Below are 19,888 nucleotides of genomic sequence, written 5' to 3' on the forward strand. Positions count from 1 at the left end.
ACCAGCATGGACACGAAAGACCTAGAGAATTTTGCGAAAGCTGCTCGCCGCGAACTGATCTCTGCGGTCTCGGCGCAGGCGTCGGCAGTGCTCGCCCCCGGATCCGTCGCCCGAACTGAGCGAGCGGAGACGGTGCGTCGACTCGAAACCGAAATCGCAGTGCACGGCCACGAGCACGTGATCGACAAGGTCGCGTACACCTGGTTCAACCGGCTCATCGCACTGCGGTTCATGGACGCGAAGGGCTACATGGGCGCTGGGATCGTCTCGCCCGCGCAGGGCCAACCACACGGCCAGCCCGAGATCCTCGCCGATGCGAAGCGCGGAGATATCGACGCCGATGTCGTCACGAGCTCTACCACGCGGGGCGCCATTCTCGGCCTGCTCGATGGCACTCGCCGTAGCACCGATGCGGAGGGCGAAGCGTACGCGTTGCTACTCACCGAGCACTGCCGCTACTGGCACAAGTCGATGCCGTTCATGTTCGAACGCGAAGGCGACTACACCGAACTGCTGGTTCCCGCCGGCCTGCTCGCCGACGGCGGCATCGTCGCACGAACTCGTAAGGTGCTTACTGAAGAAGTCTGCGACGACGTCGAGGTGATCGGCTGGCTCTACCAGTTCTACATCTCCGAGCGGAAAGACGAGGTATTCGCCGGGTTCAAACAGAACAAGAAGGCCGGTGCTGACGAGATCCCTGCCGCTACGCAGCTCTTCACGCCGCACTGGATCGTCCGCTACCTCGTTGAGAACTCGGTCGGCAGACTGTGGATGCTCAACCGGCCAGCATCCCGACTCGTCGATCGCATGGGCTACTACATTGCACCGGCCGATAAGGAGATCGACTTCCTGAAGCTCTCCGGTCCAGAAGAGCTGACCGTGATCGACCCAGCCTGCGGCTCGGGTCACATGCTCACCTATGCTTTCGATCTCCTCTACGCGATCTATGACGAGGAAGGCTATGCACCCTCTGAGATCCCGAGCTTGATCCTTACGCACAACATCCATGGCACCGAGATCGACCCACGCGCTGGTGCGCTCGCGGCGTTCGCGCTCACCATGAAGGCGCGGGCGAAGGACCGCCGATTCTTCACGCGTGCTACAGAGCCGAAGATCTGCGTGATCGAGCCGATTAGATTAAGGGATGACGAGGTCCAGGTAATCTCCGCGGAGCAAGGGGGCAGCTCGACTGGCGGGGCGTTCTGGACTCAGTTCGAGCACGCGGACACCCTCGGCGCGCTAATCCAGCCGGATGCCTGGCAGGTGACGAACGCGAGGACCGCGCTCGAACGCGTAAACGTTGCGAACGACATCCTCTACGCGCAGGCGGTTGAACGCGCTTGGAAGCTTGTAAAGCAAGGTGAGGCACTGTCGACGCAATATGCCGCGTTTGTTGCAAACCCTCCGTACATGGGGCGCGGGAATATGGGGGCTCGACTTATCGAGTTCGTTGATGCTCACTATTCGGACTCTGCCGGAGGGCTCGATGCGAGCTTCATCTCTCGAGCCGGTTCGATGACGCTTCGCGGTGGCATAAGTGCACTTGTGACGATGCAAAGTTGGATGTATTTGTCGTCGTTTGAGCAATTCAGGCGCCGGATTCTCGGTACACGGAGCATCTCTACCCTCTGTCACCTCGGCACTGGCGTCTTCGACTCGCTCGGCGGAGAAGTGGTAGCTGTTGTTGCTACGGTCTTTCGGCAGGCTACCTCCGCTGCATCCGGAGTCTACCTACGACTGGTCGACATCGCTGATCGTGATTCGGAGCTTCGCACCATGATTGATGATCCGGGGCACCCGATGCGTTACCATCGCAAATCTGCAGACTTTATCGACGCGCACCGGGCGATCCTGGCATACTTTGCAGACGCGGCTTTATCTGACTTTTTGGCCGGAACCGCTCTGCGGAACTATGTAGAAGCGGGTGTTGGGTCGCAGACTGGCGAAAACTCCAAATATGTTCGCTACTGGTTCGAAGTCAGCCAAGCTGACTTAAATCTCGATGGGCGGGATGGCGTCGATACGGCGAAGTGGACGCCTTCTACTAAAGGCGGCGAGTTCAGGCGTTGGTACGACCCGACCTTGAGTGTAATGGACTGGCGTGGTGATGGCGAGGTTCTAAAGCGCGAGAGCAAGGGGGCGGTAATCCGCAACTCTCGAATCTACTTTCGCCCACACCTTTCTTGGTCGAAAGTTGGCACGAAGATACCATCATTTCGCTTTGGTGATGATCGTCTAGTCCATAATGATGCAAGTTGCTTCGTAGTCGCTGATGGTGCGGACATCGATAGCATCTCTTCGTATCTTAATTCGCGGACAATCGCATCGTTGGTCAAGGAGTTCAATCCAACGCTCAATTTGCGTCCGTCATCGTTCCTTGATTTTCCTTTCGTCGAGATTGATCCCTCCCAGGGCCGCTTATGTCGCGAGCTGAGTAAACGTGACTGGGATCGAGATGAGCTCTCACTCGATTTCGCGAGCCCGGTTCTCATCCCATCTAGAGCGAAGGCCCTGTCGGCTACAGTGTCGGACACCCTTAGCCTGAATTCGCGAATGACTGAGGAATTTATCGAGCTGGAAAATCAGATTGAGCGTGCGGTAACGGCCGCTGCGGGGCTTGCGAATCCTATTCGGATTCCCCAAGAGGAGCACTCATTGTTTGCTAACCCTGCCTATCGATACGGCGCAGGGAAATCTGCGGAGGAATACGATCGGCTCTCTGCGGCAGATCTTGCTCGTGATCTTCTGTCTTACGCGGTTGGTTGTATGTTCGGCCGCTACAGTCTCGACGAGCCTGGCCTGATTCTCGCCGATCAGGGTTCCACGCTCCAGGACTACCTCGCTAAGGTCCCTGCGCCGACGTTTACACCCGACACTGACAACGTGATCCCGTTCGTGGACGACGGGTGGTTCGAGGATGACATCGTCGAGCGGTTCCGACAGTTCCTGCGTGCGTCTTTCTCCGCCGAACACTTCGAGGAAAATCTGCGCTTCGTCGAGGAGTCGCTCGGTGTGACGACACTGCGCGACTACTTCATCACGAAGTCGGGCAAGTCGAAGTTCTACGACGATCACGTGCAGCGATACAAGCAGCGACCGATCTACTGGATGTTCTCTAGTCCAAAGGGGTCGTTCAATGCACTGATCTACCTGCACCGCTACACACCGTCGACGGCCTCGACGGTGCTCAACGAGTACCTGCGCGAGTACGAGGCGAAGCTCACGGTCGCCCTCCAACAGGCCGAAATGGCTGCAGTCGGTGGCGGGTCGGTCAAGAACCAGAAGGAGGCCGACCGGCTCCGCAAGGTGCTTGCCGAGCTGCGAGACTACGAGCACGATGTGCTCTACCCGCTCGCAACCAAGCAGATTGCGATCGATCTTGATGATGGCGTGAAAGTGAACTACCCGAAGTTGCGGCCAGCGGTGAAGAAGATCGCAGCGCTGGAGGCGAGCGATGGCTGACCTAGAACGGATCGCGGACGGCGGAGCGAGCGTCCTGATCGATCGTGTCGCGGCCCTGATCGAGCAGACTCGCACGTCTATAGCGTCACAGGCGAACGCTGCGCTCACGATGATGAACTGGCAGATCGGCCATCTGACCGACGCGGAGGTACTTGGTGAGCAGCGTGCTGGGTACGCCGGAGAGATTGTGGCCTCGTTGTGCCAACAATTGAGTTGGACTCACTTTAGGGCGCTCATTCAGGTCTACTCCGACGAGGCGCGAGCCTTCTCCGTCAAGCAGGCACTTGATGCGCGGCTCAGCGTTCGCGCCCTCCGTGAACTAATTGGACGTCAGAGTTTCGAGCGCCGTGAGATCGCCAATGCGCAGACTCCCGGTGCATCCTCGGTGCCATTAGACGCCCTCACCGACCCATATTGCGTGGACTTCTTCGAGCTCAAAGCCGCGTCCGCGGAGCGCGACCTCGAAAAGGCGCTGATCCGCGGATGGAGGCGTTCCTCCTCGAAGTCGGCAATGGCTGGAGCTTCGTGGCGGGGCAGAAGCGGATGATCGTCGACAACGACGGCTTCTACCTCGACTTGCCCTTCTACTCCCGGCCACTGCACCGCCTGACTGCGGAGGAGCTGAAGCTGTGCAAGTTCGGTCCCGTCTACAAGGGACAGATGGACCTGTACTCGAAGTGGCTTGACCGTTGCGAGCGTCGAAACGACGAGGAAGCGCCGCTCCGACTCATCCTGTGCACCGAGACGAGTCGTGAGCAGGTCGCGCTCCTTGAGATGCACAAGGACGGCATGGTGGTGGCGGAGTATTGGACGGCCCAGCCGCCCAAGGAAAAACTTCGGCAGCGCATTGCAAAGATTCGCCGCGCCGCCCAGCAGTGCGCCGCGCGCGGAGCACTCGGTCCATGCCGCGATCACGAGGACAAAGAATGAGTAACACGCCAACTATCGCCGATCATCTCGAAGCCCGATTCGAGGGCGCACGGATCGTCGTGTGGCACGACGCTGACGGCAGCTATGCCGATGAGCTCGACGGTCAGTTGCCCGTGGGCGTCACGGTACTGCGCGTTGCCTACAACGAGTTCGCTCTCAAACATCGGATCCTGCGCGAGGACAAGGTGTCGAAGTTCCTTGTCTATCGCACCGGCAGTGTGCCTGAGGGCGTGGGGAACTGGCTGCTGGACATTGAGCTCGCGAACGGCCCGATTTTCACCGCAGACCGCAGCGCGCTCATGGGGGCGACCCTCGGCCTGACCGGACCGGGCGCCGCCGAACTCGTCGCGCAGTATTCCAGGTTTTTCGGGGACAGCAGGTTGGTGTCTAGGTTCCGAGCACTGCTCTCGCCTGGAGACGACCCGACTGTCGTGCGCGCGAAGATGTGCGCGGCCTTGCTAGGGCAAAAGGAGCACAGCTTCTCCGAGCTCACGCGCACGCTGCTCATCCAGTACGCCGAGGGCGGCGCTGCAGGGGTTGAGGCCCTTCAGAAGCACGATCTCGCGGTCTTCCATTGGGCCGGCGCCGAGCACATTTACGGCTATGCAACGACCGCGCCGACCATCGAGGGCTTCGCGCTGTGGATGTTCCAACGCGCCGTCGAGGGCTTCGATACTGCCTCCTCAAGCAAGGTACGAAATCTCGCTATCGACTTCCGCAGCTTCCGCGATTCCAAGCGGAGCGCACCCGCGATGAAGGTACTTGCGCGGAAGATTGAAGACGACCTCGCCTACAAGGAGGTCGCTTCGCAGCTACCCTGGGAGATGATCCAAGACACAGATGTCTTCGAGGTATCCGAGCGTGAAGTCATCCACCGTCTCGTCGAGAGCATCGTGTCGCAGAGGATGTCGACGCGAGATGTCCTCGACACGATCAGCGCCCGACGCCGCGAAAGCTTCTGGTCCGACGACTATGCGACCTTGTACGACGGGCTGAGCGCCGCGGCAGAACTGATCCCTGCGATCCGAACTGCGAAACTCGAGATCGCATCCTTCGACGACGGGCTGACACGATATCGCGACGAATGGTTCCGCATCGATCAGCTCTACCGACTGTTCACCCATGCCTACCTGACTGCGGAGTTCAAACAGCCGCTCGAAACGTTGGGGAACCTCGTGGAGAACGCGTACGTCACCGACTTCCTGGCGAAACTCGGCGCGAGCTGGCAGGCACAGGTCGACGGGGTAGAGCGCTGGCGCACTCTGAACGTCCCATCGCAATCATCGTTCTACGAGCACTACGTGGCCAAGATTCTCAAGGGCCGTAAGAAGGCAGTCGTCGTCATCTCGGATGCTTTGCGTTACGAGGTCGCGGAAGAGCTCACTTCGACCATCCGCGGGGAGAACAAGTTCGAAGCGAAGATTGAAGCGATGCTGGGCGTGCTTCCGAGCTACACCCAGTTGGGAATGGCATCTCTGCTGCCGAACCGGACGCTGGCACATTCGCCAAACGGCGATCCCGTACTCGTCGACGGACAGAAGTCGGACGGCACTGCGAACCGGACGAAAATTCTTGGCTCTGTTGGTGGAGCAGCGATCCAAGCTAAGACCTTCATTGAGATGAAGCCGGGCGACCGCCGAGATCTTTACGCATCCCACCAGGTGCTGTACGTCTACCACGACACGATCGACGCCACCGGTGACAAGGCGGTGTCAGAGCATCGCACATTCGCTGCCGCAGCGGACGCCATGCGCGAGCTGCTCGACATCATCAAGAAGCTCGCGAGCGCGAACGCGACGAACATCTTCGTGACCGCGGACCACGGCTTCTTGTACCAGCGGTCGGCGCTGGTGCCACAGTTCAACCTCACCGCAAAGCCGCAGGGCGAGAAAATCGTAGCTGAGAAGCGTCGCTATGTGCTTGGCCGAGGTCTGAAGCAGGACCCCGCATTCCGGACATTCAAGCCGGAGCAGATCGGCCTTTCGAGCGATCTTGAGGTGCAGATCCCGAACTCAATCCAGCGCATCGTGCAGCCCGGCGCCGGGTTTCAGTTTGTGCATGGAGGAGCGTCGCTGCAGGAGATCATCGTGCCCGTCATCTCGATCAACAAGGGGCGTAGCGACACAGTCGAGTCCATCAACGTTGAGATCCATCCGGAGTCTGACAAGATCACGACTGGGCAGGTCGTGGTGAAGCTGTACCAGTCGACGAAGGTGGAGCCGAACCGGCCCGCGCGGCGGCTGCGCGCTGGGCTTTACTTCGGGGACCAACTGATTTCGAACGAGCAAGAGATGACCTTCGACTCGGACAGCGCGGAGGGACGCGACCGGTTCCAAAGTGTGACCCTGTTGCTGAGCAAAGACGCCGACAGCGCAAACAACCAGAGCGTTGAGTTCCGGTTGTCGGAGCCGATCGAAGGCACCGACCAGTGGAAGAAGTATCGGAGTGTGCCGTACACGGTAAAGCGCGCCTTCGCGAGTGACGACGGATGGGATTTCTAATGAGCGACGACATCGACCTCACGGCAGCCTCGCCTCTCGCGGACGCGATCGATAGCGAGGCCACACAGGAGACCCCCACGGAGAGCGAACTCGACCGGAAAATCAACGAGCATTTCGCTGGTGCCGTTGTTCGCAAGGATCTCGTCAAGGCTGTCAAGGGCAACGCGATAGTGCCGTCGTACGTGCTGGAATACCTGCTCGGCCAATACGCGGCATCCGACGACGAAGCGACGATCCAGGCAGGCATCGACAAAGTGCGGGGTATCCTTGCCCAGCACTACGTGCACCGCAACGAGTCGGAACTCGTCAAGTCGAAGATCCGCGAGAAGGGCCGCTTCCGAATAATTGACAAGGTCAGCGTCACGCTGAACGAGAAGGACGACGTCTACCAGGCGTCGTTCGCGAACCTCGGCATCAGCGGTGTGATCGTCGAGGCGAGGACCGTCACCGCGAATCAGAAGCTTTTGGTCGGTGGGGTGTGGTGCCTCTGCGATGTCGAGTACTTCCACAACGAAGATGCCCGTGTCGTGCCGTGGATTTTGGGGAGCCTGAAGCCGGTCCAACTGTCAAACTTCGACTACCAGGGCTACCTTGAGTCCCGCGCGAAGTTCGCCACCGACGAATGGATCGACTTGCTCATCCAGTCCATCGGGTTCAACCCCGAGATGTTCGGGCGACGCGCCAAGTTGCTGCAGCTCATCCGTCTGATCCCGTTCGCCGAGCGGAACTACAACCTCGTTGAGCTCGGTCCGAAGGGCACCGGCAAGTCGCACATCTACTCGGAGTTCTCGCCACACGGCATGCTGATCTCCGGCGGAGAGGTCACCGTGCCCAAGCTGTTCGTCAACAACGCCAATGGTCGCCTCGGCCTCGTCGGGTACTGGGACGCGGTGGCCTTCGACGAGTTCGCGGGTAAGAAGAAGCGAACCGACAAGGCGCTGGTCGACATCATGAAGAACTACATGGCGAACAAGTCGTTCTCTCGTGGCGTCGAGACTCTCGGCGCCGAGGCGTCCATGGTGTTCGTCGGCAACACATCGCACACGGTCCCGTACATGCTCAAGCACTCTGACCTGTTTGACGAGCTGCCAGAGAGCTATCACGACTCGGCATTCCTCGATCGGTTGCACTTCTACATCCCGGGATGGGAAGTCCACACGATCCGTAGCGAGATGTTCTCAAACGGCTACGGGTTCGTCGTCGACTACATCGCCGAGGTACTCAAGTCGATGCGGGACTTAGACTACTCCGACCGGTACCAGCCGCACTTCACCCTCGGCTCGGACATCTCGACTCGTGATCGCGACGGCATCCACAAGACCTTTTCCGGTCTCATGAAGTTGCTCTACCCACATGAGCAGGCGACGACTGCGGAGATTGAAGAGATCTTGCGACTTGCGATCGAGGGCCGCAAGCGCGTAAAGGACCAAATTCTGCGGATCGACGACACAATGGCGGCAGTCGAGTTTGGTTTCACTTCGACGAATGAGGAGTGGACCGCCGTCACCACGCTCGAGGAAGATGAATACCCCAGGCATTACCATCGTGATCGAATCGAGAGTCCGACGCCTGACCACGAGCCGACGGGCCTTCAGCCTGCGCAGCGACAACCCATCGCGGTGGCCGCATCCACGAACGCAAAGCTGCACGAAGGACAGACCGATTTCGTGGAGAATCAGCGCGGCATTTCCTATGAGAGTCTGCTGCTGCCATACCTACGAGGCGCCTCTGAGATCGAGCTCCACGATCCTTACATTCGCCAGTCGCACCAAGGGCGAAACCTCGTCGAGTTGCTGGCGCTCATTGCTTCTATCAAGGACCCGGCGGACGAGGTGGCCTTCAAGCTCTTTACCCTGCTCGAGGAGGATCCTGAGCACCAAAGGCGTCAGCTCCAGATGCTCAACCAGATTGTAAATGGGGCTGCAAAGCAGGGAATTAGAGTCCACGTCGAAAAAGACCCTGGCGGTCATGACCGATGGATCCGAACGAACACAGGGTGGCGAATCAATCTCGGGCGCGGTCTGGACATCTTCCAAAAGGCGGAGGGTAGCTGGTTCGACTTCGGTAGCAGCCGCCAGGAGTTTCGGCAGGTGCGGGCGTTTGGCATCACCTACATCCGCGAGGTCCGGCAGTAGTTCGGGAAAAAGCCGATAACGCTGCTCTCAACTTGGTTCCTAAACAGCACTACGTTAAGGATAACTCCCGAAAGTGCACCGAGGCCGCAGCCAAGAAAGGCCGTTCGGCGCATGCTCCGTTCGGCGCATGCTCCGCTCGACGTCGCTTGTGTCGCAGGTGCAACTTGCCCCGCTTCCAACAGTCCGCTCAAGCGGCGACCACCGGGCATTGCGACAGGTTCGGTGAATCTACTTCGTCCGCATCACCTTCCAGCGACATGGCTCGCTGTTTGTCTACAGTACGGTGAACCCGCACGCCGCCGACTCTCCATTTCAAAGGGTGCAGGGAAGCTAGCTACAGAGGGCGTGCTCGCCCCCTGATTCGCGAACGAGCAGCGGATCGGTGCGTCGCTCCTCATCAGGCAGGTCCATAGCTGCAGCAAGCAGATTGCCGAGTCGGCGCGCGCCCTCGAGGCCCGCCCTTTTCGTCGCCCATCCGTCGAAGGTGAGTCTGATGTTCTCGTCCTTCGTGATGACGTCGAGCACGGGGCTCTGTCCCGCGCGCTCCGTGAAGCGGACGTAGCGGATGTCGGCGAGCGGGAACTCGCGCTCGACGGCACCCTGCTTGCGCAGCGCGCCCTGCTCAGAGATGAACACGCGATCGCGAGTGATGCCGAGGTAGGCGTTCGCTCCGACGAGACGCTCGAGATTGACGTCGGCGAGCGCCAGGAGCTCGCTATCCTCCGGGAGCACCAAGCCCAGAATGCGGAGGAGCTCCGCGGGAGCTTCGCCGTTGAAGACGGCCACGGTCGGCTCGAGCGCGACCGGCTTCGCATAGGGGCGGTTCCGGATCTCGGCGACCCGCTCCGCTAAAGCGCCTGCCATCGCCACGGCAACTCGGATGTTCCGGCGCTTCGAGGTGAACGGGATGCTCGGCTCGCCGGGCAGCTCGACGAGAAGACGGCACTGGCGCTCGAGTTCGCCGAGCAGCCGGGCGATGTCTTCCATCGCCTTCGTGTGCTCCCGCTCGGTCTCCTCGACGAGGCCGGCGAGGAGTCGCTCGTTCTCGACCGAGTTCGCCGTGTCGTGGCTGATCCGGCCGGCGCGCAGAACCTGCGAGCGGTACCACGAGCCTTCCGCCATGAGAAGCCCGTGGGCGTCGGCCAGGATCGGCTCAATGTTCCGCTGGAGGTAGGTGCGTCGGCTCTTCGCGTCGGTATCGAGCGCGTCCAGGTGGCGCTTCATGAAGCTCGCGAAAAGGTGACGCTGCTTCCGGAGGTCGGCCTCCCTCGTCGCCACAGCGGCGAAGATGTGGTCGTTGACCATGCCGGCCGTCTGAGCTTCTCGTGCGGCCCGCATCGTCGTCTCGTGCAGTCCGAGGAGCGTGGCCCACTGATCACCGTGAAGTGCCATGAGGACGTCGCGGGTGAGCACGATGTTTTCGTCCACCCGGCGGGAGATCGACGCCAGCTGGAGCTGGAGTGCGAGTAGAGCGGCAGCGGGTCCGAGTGCGGAGAGCAGAGTTGCGCTCTGCGCTCCAGCTGCAGGCGCCCACCGCACTGACGAAACGATCTTCCCGTCGCTCACGAGCGAGCCGAGGTTCCAGCCGCCCGAGACCATGGGCTGCGCCGTCTTCAACCCCGCAAGAGTCTCCGGGGCCAGCCGCACCAAACCCTGGGCAGACATCGCTCCCGAGATCCCCTGCGCAAGCACATTGCCGCCACCAACGGCGACGCCGAGCTTGTCGACGAGCTCCTGGCGCTTCGGCCCGCTCATCATCTCGAACGCGAAGAGATCGAGATCGGTCGGCGCCTTGTCGGCGAAGAGGACTGCCACTCCTGGTTCGATCTCGACGAGACTCATACTCGGCTCCTCCGCCGAGGTTACGTCGGTGCCGGGGTTGACTTCGTGCGATGAAGACATGCGAGCTCTCGTAGATCGTTCAGGGCCACTCGAGGCGACCAGATGTCGGGTATCTCGACGCTACCGGCAACGGCAGACACCCGGTCACCTCCGTGAGCAGAGCGCATGACCGACGATGAGAAGAACTACCTCTTCGGTCGGCCGTCGGCCTTCGCCACACGTTCCGGTAGCTAGAGTCCCCTGCAACCGCTTCGCCGTCGAAGGACACCGCCATGCCCGTGGGTTACCGCTCCATCCTGTCCACCGAGACCTCGACCGAGCACCGCGAGCGGATCAACGAGATCCTCGCCGAGTGGTTCGTGGAGAAGGGCTTCGAGAATCTGCCGCCTCAGGGCTCGGCCAGGGTCGGTGAGGCGACCGTGGAGGTCTCGGCCGTCGAAGGGCGGGGCATCGCCGCGAGGCGTTGGCGTCTGAGCGAGACGTGGACTCCTCCTCCGTGGTACGCAGATGCCGACACCAGCCGCCTCGCGCTCATCGACGTGACCGTCGTCGAGACGGCCGAGCGCACGTGGGTGTGGGTCGACATCGAGCCGCCGTCGCTGACGCTGGAGGACGCCCGGGGCGAATCGCGCGTCGAGCCGCAGCAGACGGGCACTCCGCGATTCGTCTCGCGATTGATCGATGCGGTCCCCTTCGTGGACGGACGCGCCGAGCCGTGGGCCGACTTCCAAGTGATCGCGACGCCTTCGCACGTCGAGCAGCTGGTCGACATCGTCCGGGACGACTCCCGAATCGGGGCGGTCTATGTGAGCGTGCCTCCCGACGGCGTCGCGGTGGATCGCTGGAGCGAGTCGTTGAGCAGGATCGTGCGCGGAACGCAGGGACTCGCCGTGGGATACGTCGTGGCCTCGGCGGTGGCCGACGAGCTGGGGGCGCAGCTCGGCCGCTTCCACCGGGTGCCCGCGGGAGCGATGCGGACGTTCTTGCCCGGGGCCGATCCCGGCAACCCGGAGGACGGCTTCCGCCACCGGATCCTGCAGGCGCGCTCGCTCGCCGACTCCGATCGGCGCCGACTGAACCGGGTGATCCGCAACGCTCAGATCGCCGCGATCGCACGGACACCCCTCCCCCGGATCCTGCGCGAGGCCGACTACGAGCTGCTCCGCGCCTCCCGCGCCGCTCCTTATCAGGAGCTCGAGCGGCGGTACGCCGAGGCGACGACTCCGACCTCCAGCGGCGAGTTCGACCGCGCCTTCGTCGAGGACCTCTTCGAGCAGTACAGCCGCGCGCAGCAGGAGGCTCAAGATTCGGTCCTCCGCCTACGCGAGCTTCACGACGCGCTCGACTTCGCTCGGACCGAGCGCGACGACCTGGTGCAGCAGAACGACGACCTCTACGACCGGCTCACCGAGATCCGCGACCGCGAGACTCGGCTCAGCCGCCGGCTCTTCGCTGTGCACCCGCAGGACGCGGTGACGCTCGTCGTCGATCCGACCCCTGAGATCGACTACCCGGCGACCTTCGGCGAGCTGCTCGAGCGGATGAGTGAGCTCGACGGGCTCCTCTTCCTCGGCGACCCGGACGAGACCCGCGAGCTCGACGCGCAGAGCGCGCTGGGGGTCGCTGCGGTCAAGAAAGCCTGGGATGCTCTGGCAACGGCCGATGCGTACGTCATGTGCCGGCGGGAGGGCGTCTTCTCCGAGACCCTGCGCGGGTACATCGAGCAGACGCCGGGAGGCCGGTTCAACCGCTTCCCACGGGTGGCCTGGCAGGAGAGCGAGACGGTGCGGAACGACCCGCGGATGCGTCGGCAGCGGCAGGTGAAGGCGCCAGTCGAGATCTCGGCTGACGGAATGATCGAGATGTTCGCGCACGTGCCGCTCGCGACGCACCGCGGGAACGCACCGCGCCTGTACTTCCGCGACACGTACAGCTCGAACGGGTTGGTGCTGGTCGGGCGGATCACCGGGCACCTCGACACGGCGGGGACGAACTGACGGACCTCGCACACTGGGCCGGAGGTAGGCAATTCCCCCATCCTCGACCGTCGGTGTCGGCACCCCTCAATAGGATCGAGCAACGCCGTGGCGCGCCGCGCGACGGATCGGAGGGGGACCCCGTCGGATGAACGATCTCGAGTACCGCCAGCTCATCGACCGCGCACTGGTCGTGGTCGTCGACGGACTGCTCCCGACGGTGAGCAGCGTGCTCGCGCCGCACATCGGCGAGGGGGAGAACTGGACGGTCGTCGTACAGCGGCACGACCGAGCTCAAGCGAACCCGAGGTACAGCGGCCAGCGATACGGCGAGCGTGACTTCTCGCTCCTGGTCCGACTGCTGACGCAGCCGATCGATCCGCTCGGATCGCCTTTCGCGCGAGCGATCTCGCCTGTGGCCGAGGGATGCCTCAAGTATCTGAAGTCGGTGCGCAACCTGTGGGCGCACGGCGAGCAGTTCGATCGAGCGCAGACCAATCGTGCGATCGAGGCGGCCCAGACCCTTCTGCAGGAGATCGCGATGGACCACCTCGCGGAGGAACTGGGCGAGGTGCGCCTCCGGATCCTGGCGGAGGCGGATCGTGCGACCGCCGGGCGGTCGGCTCCTGCGCAGGAGGAGGGCGCGGCTCCGGCGGTGGACGAACCCGCGCCAACTGAGGTCGGCGCGGATGCCCTGCGGATGGTCGATCTCGGAAAGACGACCGCCGAGCACAGCTCCGATGCCACCCCACCCGAAGCGGAGGAAGAGCCGTCTCTGACTCGTCCTCGCGGTGCGGCACGCTACGCCGAACCGACCTCGGTCGCGGATGAGCCGGACAGCGCGGACCCGGCTCAGGTCGATGCGCCGGCCCTCGTCATCGAGATCGACGCTCATGACGAGCTCTCCTACGCCATGGCGAACGCGCGCATCCAGCCGGTCACCCGGATCCTCGTCCGCAACTCCGGCGAGGAGCTCCGCGGTGCGTCGCTCGACCTCGAGGTCGTCGATGCCAACGGCTCCCTCGGTGGGCCGCGGACCATCCGCCTCGACCTCGCGGCCGGCCAGGACAAGCCGCTCGAGAACGTGTCGTTGACCCTCGATCCCGGCCGCATGCTCGCCGTCGAGCAGCGTCGACCGGGAAGCATCCGCGCGACACTGCGCACCGCCGACGGCGATCGTCTCGCCGAGGCCTCCATCGACGTGACCGTCCTCGCGGCGAGCGAGTGGAAGGCACGGCCGCTCCAGCTCGGGCTCGAGCTGCTCTCGTCCTTCGTGCAGCCGAACGCCGCGGTGGTCGGCGCGGTTCTGCGCGACGCAGCGGAGCGACTGGGCGCGGCGACGGGTCGCTCCGACCTCGACGGATACCAGAGCCAGAGCGAGGAGCGCGTCGACAGCATCGTCGAGGCGGTGTGGGACTCGATCCGCTCGCGCGGCATCGCCTACACCGAGCCGCCTGCCAGCTGGGGAGAGGACGGGCAGAAAGTCCGCACCCCGGCCGACGTGCTCGACGGGCGCCTCGGCACCTGCCTCGATCTGACTCTGACTCTCGCAGCGGCGCTGGAGCAGGCGGGGATCAACAGCACTCTCTGGCTCCTGCCCGGGCACATCTTCCTCGGCTACTGGCGGGTCGAATCAACCCTCGGCACAGCGGGTTCGCTCGACGCCAGTACCGCCGTGAACTACGCCGACATGGATCGGATCCGCGTCGTCGAGACGACCATGCTCACCGGCGACTCCCGAACGATCGCGCAGGCGCAGCAGACCGCCCGCTCGTACCTCGCAACGGGGAGTGCCGGGCTGCTCGGGGTCGCCGACGTGCGCGAGGCGCGCAACAGCGGCCTCTACCCGCTGCCGAGCCGGTCCGTCGACGCCCAAGGCGCTGTCACCGTCCACGAATACACCCTGGCGGGGTCGGAGTTCGTCTTCGACTTCGGCGGCGAGAACCGCGGTCGGCGCCGCGAGGTCGCCACCGGACCCGCGCGTGTCGCCACGTGGAAGAACGCCCTGCTCGACCTCAGCCTCCGGAACCGGCTGATCAACTACACGAACCGCGCGGGCTTCTCCCTGGCAGTGCCCGGAGCGGACCTCGCCCGCTTCGAGGACATCGTCAACCGTGCGGCACCGGTGCAGCTGGTCGCGTCCGACGACATCCCCGAGATCGAGCGCGAGCGCGGCATCCGCTTCGGACGGGACATGCCCGAGCAGTCCCGCACCGAGATGCTGTTCGGCAAGAAGCGGGTCTTCGTCGACGTCACGACCGCGACATACACCGACAAGCTCCGCAAGTTCGCCGCGTCGGCGAAGACGATCGTGGAGGAGACCGGCGCGAACAACCTCTACCTCGCCTTCGGCACGCTCGTCTGGACCCTCGACCATCGCGAGCTGCGCTCCCCCATGGTCCTCGTGCCGGTCACGATCAAGGAGACATCGCGCGGCTCCGTCTTCACGATCACGCTGGACGAGTCGGGCTCGTCGACACCCAACTTCTGCCTCATCGAGAAGCTGCGGGTGAGTCTCGGTCTCGACCTGCCGGGGCTCGCCGCGCCCGCCGAAGACGAGTCGGGCATCGACCTGCGGGTCGCCTTCGACTCCGTCCGAGCGACCCTCGCCGAGCGCGGTCTGCCGTTCCGCGTCGAGGAGACGGTCGACCTCGCCGTGCTCCAGTTCGCGAAGTACCGGCTCTGGAAGGACCTCGACGAGCAGTGGGAGACGCTGGCGAAGAGCCCGCTGGTCTCGCACCTGATCAATTCGCCGCTCGAGCCGTTCGAGGACCCGGCCGGGGAGGATCTCACGCTCGATCTCGACGCCCTGGCCGCCGCCGTTCCCGTGCCGGCCGACGCGTCGCAGCTCGAAGCGGTCGCCGCGGCGGTCGCCGGCAAGACCTTCGTGCTCGAAGGCCCTCCTGGAACCGGCAAGTCGCAGACGATCACGAATCTCCTCGCACGGGCCCTCGCGGAGGGCAAGCGGGTCCTCTTCGTCGCCGAGAAGCGCGCGGCGCTCGACGTCGTGAAGCGGCGGCTGGAGGAGGTCGGGCTGGGGCCGTTCTGCCTAGATCTGCACGACAAGGGCGCACGGCCGGCGGAGGCGCGCGCTCAGATCCGTGCGGCCCTGGACTTCTCGGTCCGGCCCGACAAGCAGGGCTTCGAATCCAAGCAACTGGTGGTGGAGTCGACTGCTCGGGGACTCCGGAAGTACGCCGGCAGGGTCCACGACGAGAACGGAGCAGGTTTCTCGCTGTACGAGGCGCGCCAGCGCGAGGTACTCGCGGAGGAGCACGTGCGCCCTCTCGAGGTGCCGCTGCCGCTCGTCGAGAACGGAACCTCCGAGCAGTTCGATCGCATCCGGCAGGCGCTGCGGTTCCTCTCCGACGCATCGGATGCCGCACGCCCTCGGCGCGGCCACCCCTGGTCGTTCGTCTCGCCGACCCGGCTCGCTCCCGGGCTCGCGGAGCAGCTCGCGCCGGCATCGGACGAGCTCGACGCCGCCCTCGCCGACCTCGACCGCCTCGGTTTCCCGACTGCCGGGCTCTCGAGCGCCTCGGACCCTGCCGTGCTTGCGCCAGCGATCCGTCTCACCCAGGCCGAGCTCCGGCCCGCGTCCGTGCTCGACCAGTTCGTCGATCCCGGCTGGGATGCGCACTTCGCGAGTACCCAGGACGAACTGCTCCGGCTCGTCCCGACACACTTCGACGTGCTCGACAGGGTGCGGGAGGCCGTGCTCGAAGGCGACCTCTACAGCCTCCGGGCGTCGGCGGTCGCAGCCGACGAAGCCGGGTTGCTCTCGCGGAAGCGGCTGAGACGCGGCGTCCGGGACTGGCTCGCTCCGTATCTCCGGGTCGACCCCGAGAGCGTTCCGCTCGACGGTCTCGTCCCCCTCGTCGACCGTCTGCTCGAGGCACGCAGCTACGCGGAGCATCTGCGCGGGCGCGTGCAGCAGATCCCCGCACCGCTGGCACCTGCGGGTTGGAGCCCGTTCGACGGCGATGCCCTCCGAGCCATCGCCGACGAGATCGAGGTCCTGCGGCGACTGCGGCGACTCGTGGTCGACGGTGAAGGAGCGAACGACGTCGTCGATCGCGACCTGCTGCGTCAGGTGTACCGACGGTCCGACCGGGTCGAACTCGGGGCCGCACTGCTGCGCTTCGGAGACGCGTACCGAGCCGTGCTCTCGCTCGCTGGCGCGCCCTCGACGGAACTGAACGAGTGGGCCGACGGCCTGCCCGTCCTCGAGCGCTGGCGCGCGTCGGCCGTCGAGCGCGGAACGGGTCGGACGGCGGTCAGGTCGCTGCAGGCCTGGCTGACCCTCCTGGAGCAGCTCGAGCCCCTCCGCGCGGCCCTGATGACGACCGCGCGGAAGCACTACCTCGAGGGCACGGAGCCGGCGGACGAGGCTCTGCTCGCCTTCGAGAAGGGCGTGGCATCCGCCTCAGTGGCGGAACGCCTCGCCGGGACCGAGCTCGACAGCTTCGAGACCTCTGCGCACGAGCGGCTGCTCGGTCGCTACACGACCGGCGCGAGCGCCGTCCGCGACGAGCTCCCGCGGATCATCCCCGCGCAGGTGCTGGCCCGCCGCGATCTGAGCTCCGTCCCGACCTCGATGATGGGCGGCCTCAAGCGCCAACTCGAGTACAAGCTGCGCGGCATGAAGGTCCGGAAGCTGATGGAGGAGTTCGGCCCGCTGATCACGCAGATCGCTCCCTGCACGCTGATGAGTCCGGAATCCGTCGCGCGGTTCCTCCCCGTCGATTCCGACCTCTACGACATCGTCGTCTTCGACGAGGCATCGCAGGTCCGCGTCGCGGACGCGGTCGGTGCTCTCGGACGCGCACGGAGTGCGGTCATCGTCGGCGACAGCAAGCAGATGCCCCCGACGAGCTTCGCCGAGACCGGGGCCGCCGACGACGAGGCGGCAGCCGCCGAGACCGTCGTCGACGAGGAGTCGATCCTCTCGGAGGCGTCGCAGGCCCGCGTGCCCTCGCGCTGGCTGTCGTGGCACTACCGCAGTCAGGACGAGCGGCTGATCGCCTTCAGCAACAGCCGGTACTACGACAGCCGGCTCTCGTCGTTCCCGACTCCGCACGACGGGGATACGGGGACCGGTCACGACGGCTACGGCATCTCGTTCGTCCGGGTGGCGGGCTCGTTTATCCGCACCGGGCGCGGCAAGGCGCTGAGGACCAACCCCGCCGAAGCAGAGGCCATCGTGGCCGAGGTCCACCGGCGCTTCGAGGCTTCTCCCGAGGAGATCCCGTCCCTCGGCATCATCACCTTCAACGCCCAGCAGCGCGATCTGATCGACGGGATGCTGCGCGGATCCACCGACGCGCGGGTCGCCCAGTCGCTCGATGTGTCGGACGGTCTCTTCGTCAAGAACCTCGAGAACGTGCAGGGCGACGAGCGCGACGCGATCCTCTTCTCGGTCGCGTTCAGCGCGAACGACAAGGGCGTGGTGCCGCTGCAGTTCGGGCCGCTGACCCGCGCCGGCGGCGAGCGGCGCTGGAACGTCGCCGTCACACGAGCGCGGCGTCAGGTGGTCCTCTACTGCAGCTTCGACCCGGCCGAACTGCGCGCCGACGAGACACAGTCGGTCGGAGTGAAGCACCTCAAGGCGTACCTGCAGATCGCGCAGGCCGGCTTCGGAGCGGCGGACGGCTCCCTCGATCGGGCGTCGCTCCCGGACGCGCACCGCGATGAACTCGCACAGGCGCTGATCGAGGCGGGCCTCTCTGCACGGGCCGACATCGGGCTGTCGGAGTTCCGCGTCGACGTCGCGCTGTCGACCGTCGAGGAGCCCGATCGACCGCTCGTCGCCGTGCTGCTCGACGGTCCGTCCTGGCGTCGACGCCGGACGGTCAGCGACAGGGACGGGCTTCCCGAGTCGGTGCTGAAGAACGCGATGGGCTGGCCGGCCGTGGAACGCGTCTGGTTGCCGGAGTGGCTCGCGGATCGCGACGCCGTGATCGCGCGACTGCGGGCGGCGGTCGATCGCGCCGATGCGGAGATGCGGGAGCGGCGGGAGCTCGAAGCGGCGCGCGTCGCAGCGGCCGTGCCGGAGCCACTCGAGCTTCCGCTGGAGCTCGTGCCCGTCGACGAAGCGGCGGACCGGGAGGACGACGTGCTGCTCGTCCGCAGTACGTCGTCCCTGTACCTTCCGCCGATCGTCGAGAGGTTCCCCTCTCGGGACACCGAGCGCTCTACCGAACGAGACGTCGAGCGTGTTTCCTCCTCTCTCGCTGACGGCGCCGCATCCTCAGTCGTCGAGAGAACAGCGGAGGAGCTCGGCTACACCAGCTGGCCTGCACACACCGTCGGCACCCTCGATCTGCTCAACGCACTGCCGTCGCCGGAGCCGACGCGCCTGATCGCCGACCTCGTGGTCCAGATCGTGGAGGCCGAGGGCCCGATCCACGAGATCCGGGCCGCCAAGCTCGTCGCCGGGGCGTTCGGGCTTCTCAAGGTGCACGGTGTGCGCGCCGACAGCATCCTCCGCTGCTTCCCGGAGGGGCTGCGCCGGGCGGACGATCCGGGCTTCCTCTGGGCCGCCGGACAGGACCCGCACTCGCACCGCACCGCTCGCCTCCGGGCCTACGTGGCGGTCGATCGGATCTACGAGCACATCGACCCGTTCGAGGCGATCAACGCCGTCGCTCTGTGCGTCCGCTCCGCTCCCGGCATCGACCACCTCGCCCTGATGCGGGCGACGATGTCGTTCCTCGGCATCCAGCGGATGACGGACAACATCCGCGCGCTGGTCGAGGACACGATCGCGGGGGCAGTCGCGGCGGATCGGATCGCGCGGACCGACCTGGGGACCTACATCCCGCGCTGACTGCACTGAGGTGCCCGGAAGGGCTCGTTCTCGCTCCAGAGAACGAGCCCTTCCGGGCGACTCGACCGCACCGCGCAGTGTCCTCGTGACACTCCGATACCGCTCCGGAGCAGACCCCGGACCGACGTGATCTCGCGTCAGAGGGGTGCCGTTCTCCGCCACGTGTCGGAGACGACGCCGCATCGCTCACGCGGGACGAACGCGCTCCGCGTA

Annotated in this window: 8 protein-coding genes; 7 read left to right on the forward strand and 1 reads right to left on the reverse strand. The window is 64.6% G+C overall.

Annotated features, from left to right (window positions below; genetic code table 11):
* The first annotated feature begins 6 nt into the window (after positions 1 to 6).
* The 5 genes from pglX to brxL are packed head-to-tail and all read left to right on the forward strand — an operon-like array spanning position 7 to position 9,028.
* Positions 7 to 3,462 (forward strand): BREX-1 system adenine-specific DNA-methyltransferase PglX, encoded by a 3,456-nt coding sequence (gene pglX, locus LRG51_RS10055; protein WP_230672567.1) that lies wholly within the window; start codon positions 7 to 9, stop codon positions 3,460 to 3,462.
* Positions 3,455 to 4,009: a DUF1016 N-terminal domain-containing protein gene (locus LRG51_RS10060; protein ID WP_230672569.1), complete on the forward strand. Its 555-nt coding sequence runs from the start codon at positions 3,455 to 3,457 to the stop codon at positions 4,007 to 4,009. The genes pglX and LRG51_RS10060 overlap by 8 nt, the downstream gene beginning before the upstream one ends.
* Positions 3,946 to 4,392, forward strand: coding sequence for a PDDEXK nuclease domain-containing protein (locus LRG51_RS10065; protein WP_230672571.1), 447 nt, complete (start codon positions 3,946 to 3,948; stop codon positions 4,390 to 4,392). Before LRG51_RS10060 ends, LRG51_RS10065 begins: the two co-directional genes overlap by 64 nt.
* Positions 4,389 to 6,893, forward strand: coding sequence for a BREX-1 system phosphatase PglZ type A (gene pglZ, locus LRG51_RS10070; RefSeq protein WP_230672573.1), 2,505 nt, complete (start codon positions 4,389 to 4,391; stop codon positions 6,891 to 6,893). The genes LRG51_RS10065 and pglZ overlap by 4 nt, the downstream gene beginning before the upstream one ends.
* The gene (gene brxL / locus LRG51_RS10075) at positions 6,893 to 9,028 is read left to right on the forward strand and encodes a BREX system Lon protease-like protein BrxL (protein ID WP_230672575.1); all 2,136 of its coding nucleotides are present in this window, start codon (positions 6,893 to 6,895) and stop codon (positions 9,026 to 9,028) included. The genes pglZ and brxL overlap by 1 nt, the downstream gene beginning before the upstream one ends.
* 330 nt (positions 9,029 to 9,358) lie before the next feature.
* Here the strand turns inward: brxL and LRG51_RS10080 are convergent, their stop codons facing one another.
* Complete coding sequence (locus tag LRG51_RS10080) at positions 9,359 to 10,870, reverse strand: DUF1446 domain-containing protein (RefSeq protein WP_230672577.1); 1,512 nt, start codon at positions 10,868 to 10,870, stop codon at positions 9,359 to 9,361.
* A gap of 272 nt (positions 10,871 to 11,142) precedes the next feature.
* Between LRG51_RS10080 and LRG51_RS10085 the strand changes: the two genes are divergently transcribed.
* Entirely contained in the window at positions 11,143 to 12,867 is a 1,725-nt protein-coding gene (locus tag LRG51_RS10085) for a hypothetical protein (protein ID WP_230672579.1), read from the forward strand.
* 127 nt (positions 12,868 to 12,994) lie between these two features.
* Positions 12,995 to 19,675 (forward strand): DUF3320 domain-containing protein, encoded by a 6,681-nt coding sequence (locus LRG51_RS10090; protein WP_230672581.1) that lies wholly within the window; start codon positions 12,995 to 12,997, stop codon positions 19,673 to 19,675.
* The last annotated feature ends 213 nt before the right edge of the window (positions 19,676 to 19,888 follow it).

The sequence above is a fragment of the Rathayibacter sp. Leaf248 genome, assembly GCF_920939495.1.
GTDB classification, from domain to species: domain Bacteria; phylum Actinomycetota; class Actinomycetes; order Actinomycetales; family Microbacteriaceae; genus Rathayibacter; species Rathayibacter caricis.

Bases quoted from the DNA above. Each gene is read 5' to 3' on its own strand.
- pglX (WP_230672567.1), top strand. From the start codon at position 7: ATGGACACGAAAGACCTAGAGAATTTTGCGAAAGCTGCTCGCCGCGAA.
- LRG51_RS10060 (WP_230672569.1), top strand. From the start codon at position 3,455: ATGGCTGACCTAGAACGGATCGCGGACGGCGGAGCGAGCGTCCTGATC.
- LRG51_RS10065 (WP_230672571.1), top strand. From the start codon at position 3,946: ATGGAGGCGTTCCTCCTCGAAGTCGGCAATGGCTGGAGCTTCGTGGCG.
- pglZ (WP_230672573.1), top strand. From the start codon at position 4,389: ATGAGTAACACGCCAACTATCGCCGATCATCTCGAAGCCCGATTCGAG.
- brxL (WP_230672575.1), top strand. From the start codon at position 6,893: ATGAGCGACGACATCGACCTCACGGCAGCCTCGCCTCTCGCGGACGCG.
- LRG51_RS10080 (WP_230672577.1), bottom strand. From the start codon at position 10,870: ATGAGTCTCGTCGAGATCGAACCAGGAGTGGCAGTCCTCTTCGCCGAC.
- LRG51_RS10085 (WP_230672579.1), top strand. From the start codon at position 11,143: ATGCCCGTGGGTTACCGCTCCATCCTGTCCACCGAGACCTCGACCGAG.
- LRG51_RS10090 (WP_230672581.1), top strand. From the start codon at position 12,995: ATGAACGATCTCGAGTACCGCCAGCTCATCGACCGCGCACTGGTCGTG.